The organism is Streptomyces sp. NPDC029956 (assembly GCF_055574655.1).
Map to the genome: position 1 here is coordinate 1 of NZ_JBVHZJ010000051.1, position 12843 is coordinate 12843.

Genomic DNA, 12843 nt, shown 5'->3' on the forward strand with positions numbered 1-12843 from the left:
TGCGGGGACGCCGCTCGCCACGCCCCCCCCCCCCCCCCCCCCCCCTCCCCCCCCCCCCCCCCCCCCCCCCCCCCCCCCCCCCCCCCCCCCCCCCGGTTCCCTTTCCGGCGCACGCCGGAGCGTCCGGGGAGTAGCGCGCGCCCCTCTCGGGGGGTCACGATGGGCTGGACGGCTTCCACGACCCCGGTCGGAAGGAGGGCGGACTGATGTCCGGTGGCACGAAGACGATGGCGGTGCTGACCTGCGCCGCGGTGGTGCTCACGACGGCGTACACGGTGGCGCTCGGCAGCAGCGGCTGGCTCTGGTTCGGTTCGGTGGTACTCGGCGTGGCGACGATCGGCCTGGCCGCGTCGGACAGCGCGGCGCCGGCCGGCCCGAGCCGACGGCCCCCGGCGGGTCCGGGCCAGGCGAGCCCCTGAGCCGGCCCGACCGACCCGCCGCGCACTCAGCTCCGGGGTGCGAGGACCACCCAGACCTGCCCCGGTGCGAAGGCCAGCGGCTCGCCGCCCGGAGTCGTGAACGTGGTGCCCGACGCCGCCGTGGTACGGGACCAGCGGGCCTCGTGCGCGCGCCCGTCGCGCAGGACGAGCGCGGTGCCGCTTCCGACGGTCTCGGTGTACGGGGAGACCGCGCCGGTGACGTCGTGGAAGCCGGAGGGACGGACGGTGACGCGCTGGACGACCACGGTCGACGGGGCCAGGGGTCCCGTGTCGGTGGCGCGTGCCGCGCGGCCGTCCATCGCCACCCGCCAGGTCCGGTCGGAGGCGGACCAGGTGAAGGTGTAGCGGGCCGCCGGGTAGCGGACGGTCTCGGAGTCGACGGCGGTGCCGCCCTTCGGTGCGGGGCCGAAGCGGAAGCCGATGTCCCGGGCGTTCTGGGGCTCCGTGACGGTGGCGAGGGCCCGCTCGGGGCGCAGATAGAGGTTGTGCGGGGCGGCCCGGTCCGGGGAGCGCCGGAAGGCGCGGGGGCTGGTGGTCTCGGTGACGGGGTGGAGCGACGCGGCACTCAGCAGCGGGTTCAGGGCGGACTGCGCCCCGGAGTAGGCGAGGACGGGCCGGCCGAAGGTGCCGAGCAGCTCTATGTCGGACTCACGGGCGCTGCGGACGGGTCCGACGAGCTCGGGGAGCCGGGAGGAGTACACGGCGAGGAGCCGGGTGGCACCGCCCTCGACCTGTTCGACGTAGACGAGGTCGGCGGTGCCGAGCCCGGTGTGGGGACGGGCCGCGGCCACGTTGTCGATCTTGACGCCGAGGACGGGACCGGCCCGCGCCGGGAGCCCCGTGAAGGGAGAGTGCCCGTTCGGGACGGGTGCCGTGGTGGCGGGCGCGGGTGTCGTGGTGGTGGGCGTCGGCGTGGTGGGCGCGGGCGTCGGCGTGGGGGCCGGCTCCGGCCCGCCCGAATCGGAGCAGCCGTACAGCCCGGCCGCCGTCACCGCGCACAGCAGCGCGGTGAGGACGCGGCCGGGGCGTCTTGCTGCGCGCTCGCCTGTCATGGTGACGCTCCCCCACCAGTGGACCACGGGGCCGCGCGCGGATACAACGGGCTTGACGGACGACGAACGGGGGTCGCGGGTGTTCTACCACCTGATGAAGTACGTACTGCTGGGGCCGCTCCTGAAGCTGCTCTTCCGGCCTCGCATCGAGGGGATCGAGCACATCCCGGAGGAGGGTGCGGCGATCGTCGCGGGCAATCACCTCTCCTTCTCGGACCACTTCCTGATGCCGGTGGTGCTCGACCGGCGGATCACCTTCCTGGCGAAGCAGGAGTACTTCACGGGGCCGGGGATCAAGGGCCGGCTCACGGCCGCCTTCTTCCGGGCGGCGGGGCAGATCCCGGTCGACCGCTCGGGCAAGGAGGCCGGGAAGGCGGCGATCCGGGAGGGCCTCGGGGTGCTCGGGAAGGGTGAGCTGCTCGGCATCTACCCGGAGGGCACGCGCTCGCACGACGGGCGGCTCTACAAGGGCAAGGTGGGGGTGGCGGTGATGGCGCTGACGGCCGGGGTGCCGGTGGTGCCCTGCGCGATGGTGGGGACGTTCGAGATCCAGCCCCCGGGGAAGGTCGTGCCGAGGATCCGCCGGGTCACCATCCGGTTCGGGGCGCCGCTGGACTTCTCCCGGTTCGCCGGGTCTGCGGGTGAGAAGGCCGTGGTCCGCGCGGTGACGGACGAGATCATGTACGAGATCCTCCGGCTGTCCGGGCAGGAGTACGTGGACGACTACGCGGCGGTGGTGAAGGCGGCGGAGGCGGGGACCGACGGCTGAGTTCCGGCGGAAGGTTCCCCCGTCGGGGACGCTGTGAGCGGATCCGCGCTCGGCGCAATCCCCTGGGCCGCCGCACCGGACGGTCGTAGCGTCTCGATCATGACCAAGGGAACCGCGTTCGTGCTGGGTGGATCGGGACAGGTGGGGCGGGCGGCCGTGCGGGCGCTCGTCGCGGACGGCTGGGAGGTGACGGCCGCCTCGCGGGGCGGCGGCAGGGACGAGAGGTGGCCGGCCGAGGTCCGGTCGGTGGCGCTCGACCGGACCGGGGAGGGCGCGCTGGCGGCCGGTCTGGGCGACGGGTGCGATGTGCTGGTGGACATCGTGGCGTACGACGCCGGGCACGGGCGGCAGCTGACGGGGCTCGCGGACCGGATCGGTTCGGCGGTGGTGGTGTCCAGCGGCGCCGTCTACGAGGACGCGCAGGGGCGGAGCTTCGACACCCAGGACCGGCCGGACGGCTTTCCCGCGTATCCGCTGCCGATCCCGGAGGACTGGCGGACGGTGGCGCCCGGCGAGGGCACGTACGGCACGCGGAAGGTGGCGCTGGAGCGGGAGTTGCTCGCGGCGGGCGACGCCCTGCCGACGACGGTGCTGCGGGCGGGCGCGATCCACGGGCCGTACTCTCCGGGGCCGCGTGAGCTGTGGTTCGTGAAGCGGGCGCTCGACGGGCGGCCGGTGCGTCCGCTCGCGTACGACGGTGCCTCGCGGTTCCACCCGGTGCACGTGGACAACCTCGCGGAACTGATCCGGCTGGCGGCGGCGAGGCCGGGCAGCCGGGTGCTGAACGGCGGGGACCCGGAGGCGCCGACGGTGGCGGAGATCGGGGCGGCGATCGACGCCGTCATGGGCGTCACCAGCGAGACGGTGCTGATCGAGGGCGCGCCGCCGCAGGACGTCGTGGGGTCCACCCCGTGGACGGCGCCGCGGTCCGTGGTCTACGACATGGCGGCGGCGGAGCGGGAGTTGGGGTACCGGCCGGTGGTGTCGTACGCCGACTCGCTGCCGGAGACGGTCGCGTGGCTGACCGAGCGGGTGGCGGGACGGGAGTGGCGGGAGGCGTTCCCGGGTCTCGCGAAGTACGGGGTGGACCTCTTCGACTACGCGGCGGAGGACGCCTGGCTGGCGTCGCGGGGGTGACACGGGTGAGGGGAGGGACGGCCGTCCCTCCCCTCACCGGGCCGTCAGCGTGTTACGGCTTCGGGGTGGCGTGCGGGGCGCAGGTCTGGTCCCTGGCGTCCAGCTTGCCGGTCAGCAGGTAGGCCTCGACCTTGGTGTTGAGGCACGGGTTGACCAGGCCGGTGATGCCGTGCGAGCCGGCGTCCTTCTCCGTGATCAGGCGCGAGCCCTTGAACCGCTTGTGCAGCTCGACGGCGCCGGCGTACGGGGTGGCGGCGTCGCGCTCGGACTGGGCGATGAGCACCGGCGGCAGGCCCTTGCCGGTCTTCACCTCGGTCGGGCGCTGACGCGGCGCGGACCAGGTGGCGCACGGCAGGTTCATCCATGCGTTGGCCCAGGTCATGAAGGGGTACTGCCGGTGGAGCCGGCTGTTGTCCCGGTCCCACTTCTTCCAGCTGGTCGGCCAGGGGGCGTCGGCGCACTCGACCGCGGTGTAGACGGCGTTGCCGTTCTCCGAGGCGGCGTTGCCGGCGGTGTCGGTGGGGTCCGAGGCCGCGTTGTCGATGAGCGGCTGCGGGTCACCCGCGGCGTACGCGCTCCAGGCCTCGGCCACCGGGGCCCACATGGAGTCGTAGTAGGGGGCGTTCTGGAAGAAGCCGATGAGCTCGGCCGGGCCGACCTTGCCGCCGAGGGGGGCCTTCTTGGCGGCGGCGCGCAGGGTCACCCACTGCTGCTGGACCTCGGCCAGGGTGTCGCCGAGGTGGTAGGTGGCGTCGTTCTGGGCGACCCAGGTCATCCAGTCCTTGAGCCGGCCCTCGAAGGCGATGTCCTGGTCGAGGTTGACCTCGTACCAGACCTTGCGCGTCGAGGGGTTCACGACGCTGTCGAGGACCATGCGGCGGACGTGGGTCGGGAAGAGGGTGCCGTAGACCGCGCCGAGGTAGGTGCCGTAGGAGACGCCGACGAAGTTGAGCTTCTTCTCGCCGAGGGCGGCGCGGATGACGTCGAGGTCACGCGCGGTGTTGGGCGTGTTCATGAAGGGCAGCATGTCGCCGCTCTTCTCGGCGCAGCCCGCGGCGTACTCGGCGGCGAGCTTGCGCTGCGCGCGCTTGTCGGCCTCGCTGTCGGGGACCGGGTCGAGCTTGGGGCCCTTGACGAACTCGGCCGGGTCGACGCAGGAGATGGGGGCCGACTTGCCGACGCCGCGCGGGTCGAAGCCCACGAAGTCGTAGGCCTTGGCGGCGCCCGCCCAGATCGCGTTCTTGGTGGTGACCCGGCGCGGGAAGCGCAGGCCGGAGCCGCCGGGGCCGCCCGGGTTGTAGAGGAGCGCGCCCTGGCGCTCGGCGGGGGTGCCGGTGGCGTTGATCCGGTCGACCGCGATCTTGATCTTCTTGCCGTTGGGCTTCGCGTAGTCGACGGGGACGGTGACCCAGCCGCACTGGATCGGCTTCTCGAGGCCCCAGTCGGCCGGACAGTCCTGCCAGTCGATGCCCGCCTGGGCGGCCCGCGCCGCTGCGACGGCGACGCCGATCGACTCGGCGTCGCGCAGGTGGCGGTTGCTGTCGGCGTTCGCGGCCGGGGCCGCGAGCGCGCCCGCGACGAGCGTGCCCGCTATCAGGGTGCCGGCAGAGCCGAGCATGGCCGTACGTCTCAACGTGTACTCCCCCAAGATGAGCGCCACCCCCCGTGGCGGCGCTGTGTGTTGGCTGTCCGGGGGATCCTTTCGTCCCGGAGGCACCCGACGAAAGGGCGAACACGTGTTTCTTTGCCGAACCAATAACCGGTGAACGGTGTACCGCTGAGCGGTGACCTTCCGACGGCACACGCAGATCCGGTCAGAAATCCTCAGAACGGGGCGAGTTCGGACAGAGCGATGTCGAGCAGACGCCGAACCGCGAGGGCGTCCGGGGCGACGGCGGTGGCGAGGACCGCGGGTCCGGCGAGCGGGGTGACGGCGGCGTGCTCACCGAGCAGCCGCGCCGGCAACGGCTTCTCCGCGAACGCCGGATCGACGACCAGGAGTTGCCCGGTGGCCCGATGGCCGCCGAGGACCGCGCCACCGTCCCAGCCCCCCGGGGCGCCGGGGCCGAGGGCCAGCTCCTGGTCGAGGAGAGGGCGCCCGGCGCGGCGAACGGTGAGGCGGGTGACGAGGGTGCCGGGCGATTCGCCGTGGCGGCCGAGGATCTGCTCCTCGCGGAGGACCAGCCGGGCGGTGGCGGCGAGCTCGACCACGGTCCGCATCCGCAGGTGGGAGCCGTGCACGGAGACCACCTGTTCCGGCAGCCAGCGGAGCACCCCGCCCTCCCCGACGGTGATCCGGACGTCGTACGCGGCCGGCTCGGCGCTCCGGCCCGGCAGGGCGAGCGTGGCGGCGGCCGAGTCGACCAGGAGCCTGGCCCCGTCCCGCACCTCGGCCTCGACGGCGAGCCGGTCTCCGCCCAGCGGCGCGCTCATCGCCCCGACGACGGTGACCCGGGTGTACGGACCGGAGGCCCTGGTCCGGCGCAGGGCGAGGGGCCCGTCGCTCACGAGCAGCGGCAGGCCGCCGTCGGCGGCGGCGGCGATCCGGGCGGTGGCGCGCAGGCTCACGCGGTCCATGCCCCGAGCTGGGCCCGGACCCAGTCGACGACCGGGGCGACACCGTGTTCGGCGCGCAGCGAGGTGAAGGCGACGGGCAGCTCGCCGCGCTGCTCCTTGGCGTCGCGCGCCATCCGCTCCAGGTCGGAGCCCACGTACGGGGCGAGGTCGGTCTTGTTGACGACGAGGAGGTCGGCGGTGGTGACGCCCGGGCCGCCCTTGCGCGGGATGTCGTCGCCGCCGGCCACGTCGATGACGAAGATCTGGGCGTCGACCAGTCCCTTGGAGAACGTGGCGGTGAGGTTGTCGCCGCCGGACTCCACGAGGATGAGGTCGAGCGGGCCGACGGTGTCCTCGAGCTCCTCGACGGCTTCGAGGTTGGCGGAGATGTCGTCGCGGATGGCGGTGTGCGGGCAGGCGCCGGTCTCCACGGCCTGGATCCGCTCGGGCGGCAGGACGGCGTTGCGGAGCAGGAACTCGGCGTCCTCGCGGGTGTAGATGTCGTTGGTGACGACCGCGAGGGAGAGGGTGTCGCGCAGGACCCGGCAGAGGGCGGCGACGGTGGCGGTCTTGCCCGAGCCGACCGGTCCGCCGAGCCCGATGCGCAGCGCGCGCCGGGTGCCGTCGGGGCGGCGGGCGTCGGCGGAGACGGCGCCGTGGTGGGTGTGGCCGTGGTCGAGGTGCATGGGGCGGCTCCAGGGGTTCTCAGGAGTGGTTCTCAGGAGTGGTTCTCAGGATGCGAAGAGGCGGACGGGCCAGGAGGCGTGCTGTTCGGCGGTGATGTCGAGCAGCGGCGCGGAGGCCGCGGGCAGGGCGTCGACGCCCTGCCGGGCGGCGCGAGCGGCCTCCTCGGCGACCAGGTCCACGGCGGGGGCGAGGCGGGCGAGGACGGCGGTGGCCTGGAAGGGGTCCAGGCTCAGCAGCCTGACGGTGGCGGTGGCGGGACCGCTGACGGTCTCGTACGCCACGCAGTGCGCGGCGTCCTCGGGGCCGAGGCCGGCTGCGCGGGCGGCGACCCCGAGGACGACGGGCTGGTGGGCGCCGCGCGGGAACGCGGCGGCGAGCGCGTCGAGGTCGGCGCAGGGCCAGGTGGCCCGCGCCGCCCGCATCATCTGCCGGCCGAGCCTGCGGGCGGCGGCGCGCAGGGCGGGCGAGGGGGTGCGGGCGTCGGCGGCCGCGTCGAGTTCGCCCGGGTCGAGTCCGTGCGCCGCTCCGGCGGCGAGCGCGGCGGAGGTGAGTCCGGTGGTGTGCAGCCGGCCCCGGCAGAAGGCTTCGAGGCCTGCCGCGTCCTTGATGCGGCCGGCCTTGACGGCGGCCTCGGCCCCGCCGGAGTGGGCGTGCCCGCCGGCGGGGAACCGCCCGTCGGCAAGCACCAGGAGTGCGGCGCGACTCGTCATCAGAAGAGGAAGTAGCGCTGGGCCATGGGCAGTTCGACGGCCGGGGCGGGTTCGACCGCCTCGCCGTCGATCGTGACCGTGAAGGTGTCCGCGTCGACCTCGACCCGGGGCATCGCGTCGTTCTCCCGCATGTCCGCCTTGGACACCCGGCGGGTGCTGCGGATCGCGGTGAACTCCTTGTGCACGCCGAGCCGTTGCGCGATGTCGTCCTCGATCGCCGCCTGCGCGACGAAGTTGACCGAGCCGGCCGCCACCGCCTTGCCGAGCGCGCCGAACATCGGCCGGGGCAGGACGGGTTGCGGGGTGGGGATGGAGGCGTTGGCGTCGCCCATCTGCGCGTAGGCGATCTGGCCGCCCTTGAGGACGGTGAGGGGCTTCACCCCGAAGAAGGCGGGCTCCCACAGCACCAGGTCGGCGAGCTTGCCGGCTTCGACGGAGCCGATGAGGTGGTCCATGCCCTGGGCGACGGCCGGGTTGATCGTGTACTTGGCGACGTAGCGGCGCGCGCGGTGGTTGTCGGCGCGGCCGTCGCCGGGGAGGGCGCCACGTCGCTTCTTCATGACGTGGGCGGTCTGCCAGGTGCGCATGACCACCTCGCCGATGCGGCCCATGGCCTGGGAGTCGGAGGAGATGATCGAGATGGCGCCCAGGTCGTGGAGGACGTCCTCGGCGGCGATGGTGGAGGGCCGGATCCGGGACTCGGCGAAGGCGAGGTCCTCGGGGACGGCCGGGTTGAGGTGGTGGCAGACCATCAGCATGTCGAGGTGTTCCTCGATGGTGTTGACGGTGTGCGGCCGGGTCGGGTTGGTGGAGCTGGGCAGGATGTACGGCTCCGAGACCACCGTGATGATGTCGGGCGCGTGTCCGCCTCCGGCGCCCTCCGTGTGGTACGCGTGGACGGTGCGTCCGGCGATGGCGGCGAGGGTGTCGCCGACGAATCCGGCCTCGTTCAGGGTGTCGGTGTGGATGGCGAGCTGGGCGCCCGTCTCCTCGCACACGCCCAGGCAGGCGTCGATGACGGCAGGGGTGGCACCCCAGTCCTCGTGGATCTTGAATCCGAGGGCTCCGCCGCGCAGTTGGGAGTGCATGGCCTCCCGGGACATGGTGTTGCCCTTGCCGAGGAGACCGATGTTGACGGGGAAGGTGTCGAGGGCCTCGAACATCCTGGCCGTGTGCCAGGGGCCGGGGGTGACCGTGGTCGCCTTGGTGCCCTCGGCCGGTCCCGTACCGCCCCCGACGAGGGTGGTGACGCCGGTGGCGAGGGCCTGCTCGACGACGGTCGGCGAGATGAAGTGGACATGGGCGTCGACGGCACCGGCGGTGACGATCCGGCCGTTGCCGACGATGACCTCGGTCTCGGGGCCGATCACGAGGTCGGGGTGGACCCCGTCCATGGTGTCGGGGTTGCCGGCCTTGCCGAGGGCGGTGATACGGCCGTCCCGGATGCCGATGTCGGCCTTGACGATGCCCCAGTGGTCGATGATCACGGCGCCGGTGATCACGGTGTCGGGGGCCCCCTCGGCGCGGGTGGTGCGGGCCTGTCCCATCGACTCACGGATGACTTTGCCGCCGCCGAAGACGGCCTCGTCGCCGGCGCGGCCGGGGCCGCCGCTGCGGTCCTCCTCGATCTCGACGAGGAGATCGGTGTCGGCGAGCCGGATGCGGTCGCCGGTGGTGGGGCCGAACAGGTCTGCGTAGACGGCACGGTGCAGTTCAGGCACGGTCGGCCCCCTCGGTCTCGGTGCGCACGCCGGCCGTGTCGGGCTCGTCGGTCTCGCTCGGCCCGCCGGCCGCGGTGGGCACGCCGGCCGCGTCGTCGGTCGTGTCGAGCGGGCCGGCCGTGCCGCCGCGCAGGCCGGGCACGATCCGGCGGCCGGCCAGCGGGACGAGTTCGACCTCGACGGGGATGCCCGGCTCGAAGCGGACGGCGGTACCGGCGGCGATGTGCAGCCGCTGCCCGTGCGCGGCGGCACGGTCGAAGTCCAGCCCGGGGTTGACCTCGGCGAAGTGGTAGTGGGAGCCGACCTGGACGGGCCGGTCGGCGGCGTTGAGCACGGTCAGACGCGTGACGGGGCGCCCCTCGTTGAGGGCGACGGGGCCGTCCGCGTACAGGATCTCTCCGGGGATCATCGGCGCGGCCCGTTCAGACGATGGGGTCGTGGACGGTGACGAGCTTGGTGCCGTCGGGGAAGGTGGCCTCGACCTGGACGTCGTGGATCATCTCGGGGATGCCGTCCATGACCTGGTCGCGGGTGAGCACCTTGCGTCCCGAGGCCATGAGCTCGGCGACGGTACGGCCGTCCCGGGCGCCTTCGAGGAGGTGGGAGGTGAGGAGGGCGACGGCCTCGGGGTGGTTGAGACGCACACCCCGGGCCAGGCGCTTGGCGGCCACGTCCGCCGCCACATGGACGAGCAGGCGTTCCTGTTCGTGCGGGCTCAGTTGCACTCTTCCACCTCACAGTCGTCGACCGGGACACCCGGACAGCTGCGGACCCTACCGACCGTCAACACCTTGTTGAACTGCGGAGATGCGGCTCGCGGCCAGACATTGCACGTTAGGGCGGAAGTTTTTCCGGCTCGTTAACTACGGCTTTGCTCTTTCATGATCGTCATACCGGATCGACCGACATGGACATCAGGCCGCGGAGCCCGTCCTCCAGGACGTCGACGGCGACGTCGCCGAAGAGCGCCTGCTGGGCGATGAAGCCCTGGACGACGGCGATCAGCGTGCGGGCCACATGGTCGGCGGGGACGTCGGCGGAGAGGATGCCGCTCTCCCTGTAGGCGGTGACCAGGTCCGCCCAGACGACGCGCATGCCGTCGTAGCCCTCCGCCAGGGTCCGCGCGAGCTGCTCGTTGCGGAGGGTCTCCGTCCACACCTGGATGATCAGGCGCGCGAAGGCCTGCCGGTCGGCGCCCTCGATCCGCTCCTCGAGGAAGAGCCGGAGCACCGCGCCGATCAGCACGTCGGGGGTGGGCGGCGGCGTGGTCCTGGACGCCTCCTCGAAGGCGCCCCGGATCCCGGCGAAGGCCTCGGTCGCGATGGCCGCGATGATCTCGTCCTTGCCGCGGAAGTACCGGTAGACCGCACCGGCGGACAGGCCGACCTCGCCGAGCACGTCCTGCATCGAGGTGGCGTGGAAGCCGTTGCGCGCGAAACAGCGCGCCGCGCCGTCGAGGATCTGGCGCCGCCGGGCGTCGAGGTGTTCCTGAGAGACACGAGCCATGACCCGAATCTAAAACGAATATTCATTCTTGACAACCTCCGAGGGCCGCAGGACAGTGATGCCATAAAAACGAACGATCCTTCTCTTTGAATCGAGGACACCATGTCCGCCAACGCCACCGCCGTCGACGCGGGGCGCAGGACCATCGCGGTGATGGTGCTGATCCCCGTCGTCGTCGCCCTGACCCTCTGGGCCTTCGCATGGCCCGCGGCCCGGACGGCGCCCCGCGACCTGCCGATCGGCGTCGCGGGGCCCGCCACGGTGGTCACCGCCCTGGAAAAGGATCTCGCCCGGCACGAGGGCGCCTTCGAGGTCCACCGTTACGAGGACGGGGCCGCGGCCCGAGCCGCGATAGAGAACCGCGACGTATACGGAGCGGTGGTCGTGACCCCCGGCGGCACGGAGCTCCTGACCGCCTCGGCGGCAAGCCCCGTGGTGGCCGGACTCCTCCGGGAGGCCGTCACCGCACAGGCCCCGGAGGGCACGAAGATCCCGGTCACGGACGTGGTCGCCGCTCCTGCGGGCGACCCGCGCGGGGCCGTGCTCGCCTCCAGCCTGCTGCCGCTCGCCCTGGCCGGAGCGGCGGCGGGGGCCGTGACGACCCTGCTCGGCCTGCGCGGCGGGCGCGCGATGGCCGCCCTCACCGGCGCCGCGGCGCTCGCGGGCGCCGTCGGCGCGGCCCTCGCCCACAGCTGGCTCGGCGCGCTCGGCGGGAACTGGTGGGCCGAGGCCGGGGTCCTGAGCCTCACCGTCCTGGCGATCGGCTCGACGTTCGCCGGGCTCGCGGCCCTCGTCGGAAAGCCGGGCCTCGGGCTCGGGGCACTACTGATGATCCTGCTCGGCAACCCGTTCTCCGGAGTGTCGAGCGCACCGGAGCTCCTGCCGACCGCCGTGGGCACCCTCGGCCGGTGGCTGCCGCCGGGCGCCGCGGGCTCGGCCCTCCGGTCCGTCTCCTCCTTCGACGGCGCGGCGGCGGGCGGACCGCTCCTCGTCCTCACCCTCTGGGCGGCGGCGGGTCTCACGGCGATCGCGCTCGGGTCCCGGCGCCGACGCACCGAACCCGCGGAGCCGGCGGCCGCGGCGGCCCCGATCCCGGCGCGCGCGGGCTGATCCCGAACCACCGAGACCTTGCGCGCCACCAGGACGGCCGCGTGCCCCCGCCGTAGCGGACGGGGGCACGCGGCTTTTCCACGTGCGGGGGGGGTGACGAGGAGACGGCGGGCGGGTCCGCCGGGCACGCCCAGGTCCTGCCTTCGAACTCCCGCGTCGCCGGCGGGGCAGGCGGGAGTGGGACGACAGGGCCTAGGAGATGCCGGGCTCGCGGTGGTGGGCGGCGATGCCGAAGCGGCGCTGTTCGCCGGTAGCGGAGTCCAGGGAGTGGAGGCCGGAGACCGAGCTGATCACCTGCTCGTCGGCGGGCTTCTCGGCCGCCTCGAGTTCCTCCAGGTCAGCGGCGGAGACCAGGGCGACCAGCGGCTTCCCGTGGCGGGTGACGACGACGCGCTCACCGCCGTACACGACGCGGTTGATCAGGTCGGCGAGCTCGGCTCGCGCTTGCGTCACCGGGATCTCGTAGGTCATGCTCCCCATCTTACGGGCTGTACGTCCTGTACATTTTTTACAGATGGAGGTACCCGCCATGGAGGCTCGCCACGTCCTGCCCGAGTTCACGGAGCGCACCAGCTACGGAACCCGGACCCTCGACCCCTACTCGAAGCTCCTCTCGTCCCGGATCGTCTTCCTCGGGACGCCGATCGACGAGACGTCGGCCAACGACGTCATCGCCCAGTTCCTGTACCTGGACCACGCGGGACCCGACCAGGACATCGCGCTCTACATCAACTCCCCCGGCGGCTCGATCAGCTCCATGACCGCGATCTACGACACGATGCGCTCGCTCCACTGCGACGTGGAGACCACCTGCCTGGGCCAGGCCGTCTCCACCGCCGCCGTACTGCTCGCCGCCGGCACCCCGGGCAAGCGCATGATGCTGCCGGGCGCCAGGGTCACGCTGCGGCAGCCCGCCATGGACGAGCCGCTCCAGGGCCAGCCGAGCGACCTCGACATCCACGCCCGCGAACTGCTCCGCCTCCGCGCGCTGATGGCGGGGATGCTCACCGAGCACACGGGGCAGGACGGGGAGCGCGTCGACGCCGACCTCGACCGCCTCACGGTCCTGGACGCGTCGGCGGCGGTCGCGTACGGCCTGGTGGACCACGTGATCACGAGCCGGCGCGCGGGCGTCGGCGGCACGGCGGGATGAGC

14 protein-coding genes and 1 pseudogene are annotated in these 12843 nt (G+C 73.2%); 5 read left to right on the plus strand and 10 right to left on the minus strand.

Annotation, left to right across the window (positions count from 1 at the left end):
* Nucleotides 1-206 precede the first annotated feature (206 nt).
* Nucleotides 207-419 (plus strand): hypothetical protein, encoded by a 213-nt coding sequence (locus tag ACZ4XX_RS30845; protein ID WP_468511207.1) that lies wholly within the window; start codon nt 207-209, stop codon nt 417-419.
* Nucleotides 420-445: 26 nt separating this feature from the next.
* Here the strand turns inward: ACZ4XX_RS30845 and ACZ4XX_RS30850 are convergent, their stop codons facing one another.
* Nucleotides 446-1492: a DUF3048 domain-containing protein gene (locus ACZ4XX_RS30850; protein ID WP_468511154.1), complete on the minus strand. Its 1047-nt coding sequence runs from the start codon at nt 1490-1492 to the stop codon at nt 446-448.
* 79 nt (nt 1493-1571) lie between these two features.
* On the opposite strand from ACZ4XX_RS30850, the gene ACZ4XX_RS30855 reads away from it, so the two are divergent.
* Both ACZ4XX_RS30855 and ACZ4XX_RS30860 read left to right on the plus strand, forming a co-directional pair.
* The gene (locus tag ACZ4XX_RS30855) at nt 1572-2261 is read left to right on the plus strand and encodes a lysophospholipid acyltransferase family protein (protein WP_468511202.1); all 690 of its coding nucleotides are present in this window, start codon (nt 1572-1574) and stop codon (nt 2259-2261) included.
* A gap of 99 nt (nt 2262-2360) precedes the next feature.
* The gene (locus ACZ4XX_RS30860; RefSeq protein WP_468511155.1) at nt 2361-3398 is read left to right on the plus strand and encodes an NAD-dependent epimerase/dehydratase family protein; all 1038 of its coding nucleotides are present in this window, start codon (nt 2361-2363) and stop codon (nt 3396-3398) included.
* Between the two features lie 52 nt (nt 3399-3450).
* Here ACZ4XX_RS30860 and ACZ4XX_RS30865 read toward each other — a convergent pair whose 3' ends face one another.
* The 8 genes and pseudogenes from ACZ4XX_RS30865 to ACZ4XX_RS30900 all read right to left on the minus strand — a co-directional run bounded on the left by ACZ4XX_RS30865 (nt 3451) and on the right by ACZ4XX_RS30900 (nt 10578).
* Nucleotides 3451-5031 (minus strand): alpha/beta hydrolase, encoded by a 1581-nt coding sequence (locus ACZ4XX_RS30865; protein ID WP_468511156.1) that lies wholly within the window; start codon nt 5029-5031, stop codon nt 3451-3453.
* A gap of 191 nt (nt 5032-5222) precedes the next feature.
* Nucleotides 5223-5966, minus strand: a complete 744-nt coding sequence (locus ACZ4XX_RS30870) for an urease accessory protein UreD (RefSeq protein WP_468511203.1) — start codon at nt 5964-5966, stop codon at nt 5223-5225.
* The gene (gene ureG, locus ACZ4XX_RS30875; RefSeq protein ID WP_468511157.1) at nt 5963-6640 is read right to left on the minus strand and encodes an urease accessory protein UreG; all 678 of its coding nucleotides are present in this window, start codon (nt 6638-6640) and stop codon (nt 5963-5965) included. The genes ACZ4XX_RS30870 and ureG overlap by 4 nt, the downstream gene beginning before the upstream one ends.
* A gap of 45 nt (nt 6641-6685) precedes the next feature.
* Nucleotides 6686-7351 (minus strand): urease accessory protein UreF, encoded by a 666-nt coding sequence (locus tag ACZ4XX_RS30880; RefSeq protein ID WP_468511158.1) that lies wholly within the window; start codon nt 7349-7351, stop codon nt 6686-6688.
* On the minus strand, nt 7351-9072 hold the full coding sequence (locus ACZ4XX_RS30885) for an urease subunit alpha (RefSeq protein ID WP_468511159.1): 1722 nt from the start codon (nt 9070-9072) through the stop codon (nt 7351-7353). The genes ACZ4XX_RS30880 and ACZ4XX_RS30885 overlap by 1 nt, the downstream gene beginning before the upstream one ends.
* Before the next feature lie 103 nt (nt 9073-9175).
* Nucleotides 9176-9481: pseudogene (locus tag ACZ4XX_RS30890) on the minus strand (urease subunit beta); the annotation flags it as partial.
* Nucleotides 9482-9494: 13 nt separating this feature from the next.
* A complete protein-coding gene (locus tag ACZ4XX_RS30895) occupies nt 9495-9797 on the minus strand; it encodes an urease subunit gamma (RefSeq protein WP_468511160.1) in 303 nt (100 codons plus the stop codon).
* A gap of 163 nt (nt 9798-9960) precedes the next feature.
* Complete coding sequence (locus ACZ4XX_RS30900; RefSeq protein WP_468511161.1) at nt 9961-10578, minus strand: TetR/AcrR family transcriptional regulator; 618 nt, start codon at nt 10576-10578, stop codon at nt 9961-9963.
* 102 nt (nt 10579-10680) lie between these two features.
* Here ACZ4XX_RS30900 and ACZ4XX_RS30905 point away from each other — a divergent pair, with 102 nt between their 5' ends.
* Nucleotides 10681-11688: an ABC transporter permease gene (locus ACZ4XX_RS30905; protein ID WP_468511162.1), complete on the plus strand. Its 1008-nt coding sequence runs from the start codon at nt 10681-10683 to the stop codon at nt 11686-11688.
* A 192-nt stretch (nt 11689-11880) separates the two neighbouring features.
* On the opposite strand, the gene ACZ4XX_RS30910 is transcribed toward ACZ4XX_RS30905, so the two are convergent.
* Complete coding sequence (locus ACZ4XX_RS30910) at nt 11881-12159, minus strand: type II toxin-antitoxin system Phd/YefM family antitoxin (protein WP_468511163.1); 279 nt, start codon at nt 12157-12159, stop codon at nt 11881-11883.
* Between the two features lie 43 nt (nt 12160-12202).
* Between ACZ4XX_RS30910 and ACZ4XX_RS30915 the strand changes: the two genes are divergently transcribed.
* On the plus strand, nt 12203-12841 hold the full coding sequence (locus tag ACZ4XX_RS30915; protein WP_468511164.1) for a ClpP family protease: 639 nt from the start codon (nt 12203-12205) through the stop codon (nt 12839-12841).
* The last annotated feature ends 2 nt before the right edge of the window (nt 12842-12843 follow it).

Excerpts from the sequence above, each read along its gene's own strand:
- ACZ4XX_RS30845 (WP_468511207.1), top strand. The coding sequence starts at position 207 with ATGTCCGGTGGCACGAAGACGATGGCGGTGCTGACCTGCGCCGCGGTG.
- ACZ4XX_RS30900 (WP_468511161.1), bottom strand. The coding sequence starts at position 10,578 with ATGGCTCGTGTCTCTCAGGAACACCTCGACGCCCGGCGGCGCCAGATC.
- ACZ4XX_RS30915 (WP_468511164.1), top strand. The coding sequence starts at position 12,203 with ATGGAGGTACCCGCCATGGAGGCTCGCCACGTCCTGCCCGAGTTCACG.
- ACZ4XX_RS30850 (WP_468511154.1), bottom strand. The coding sequence starts at position 1,492 with ATGACAGGCGAGCGCGCAGCAAGACGCCCCGGCCGCGTCCTCACCGCG.
- ACZ4XX_RS30860 (WP_468511155.1), top strand. The coding sequence starts at position 2,361 with ATGACCAAGGGAACCGCGTTCGTGCTGGGTGGATCGGGACAGGTGGGG.
- ureG (WP_468511157.1), bottom strand. The coding sequence starts at position 6,640 with ATGCACCTCGACCACGGCCACACCCACCACGGCGCCGTCTCCGCCGAC.
- ACZ4XX_RS30905 (WP_468511162.1), top strand. The coding sequence starts at position 10,681 with ATGTCCGCCAACGCCACCGCCGTCGACGCGGGGCGCAGGACCATCGCG.
- ACZ4XX_RS30880 (WP_468511158.1), bottom strand. The coding sequence starts at position 7,351 with ATGACGAGTCGCGCCGCACTCCTGGTGCTTGCCGACGGGCGGTTCCCC.
- ACZ4XX_RS30910 (WP_468511163.1), bottom strand. The coding sequence starts at position 12,159 with ATGACCTACGAGATCCCGGTGACGCAAGCGCGAGCCGAGCTCGCCGAC.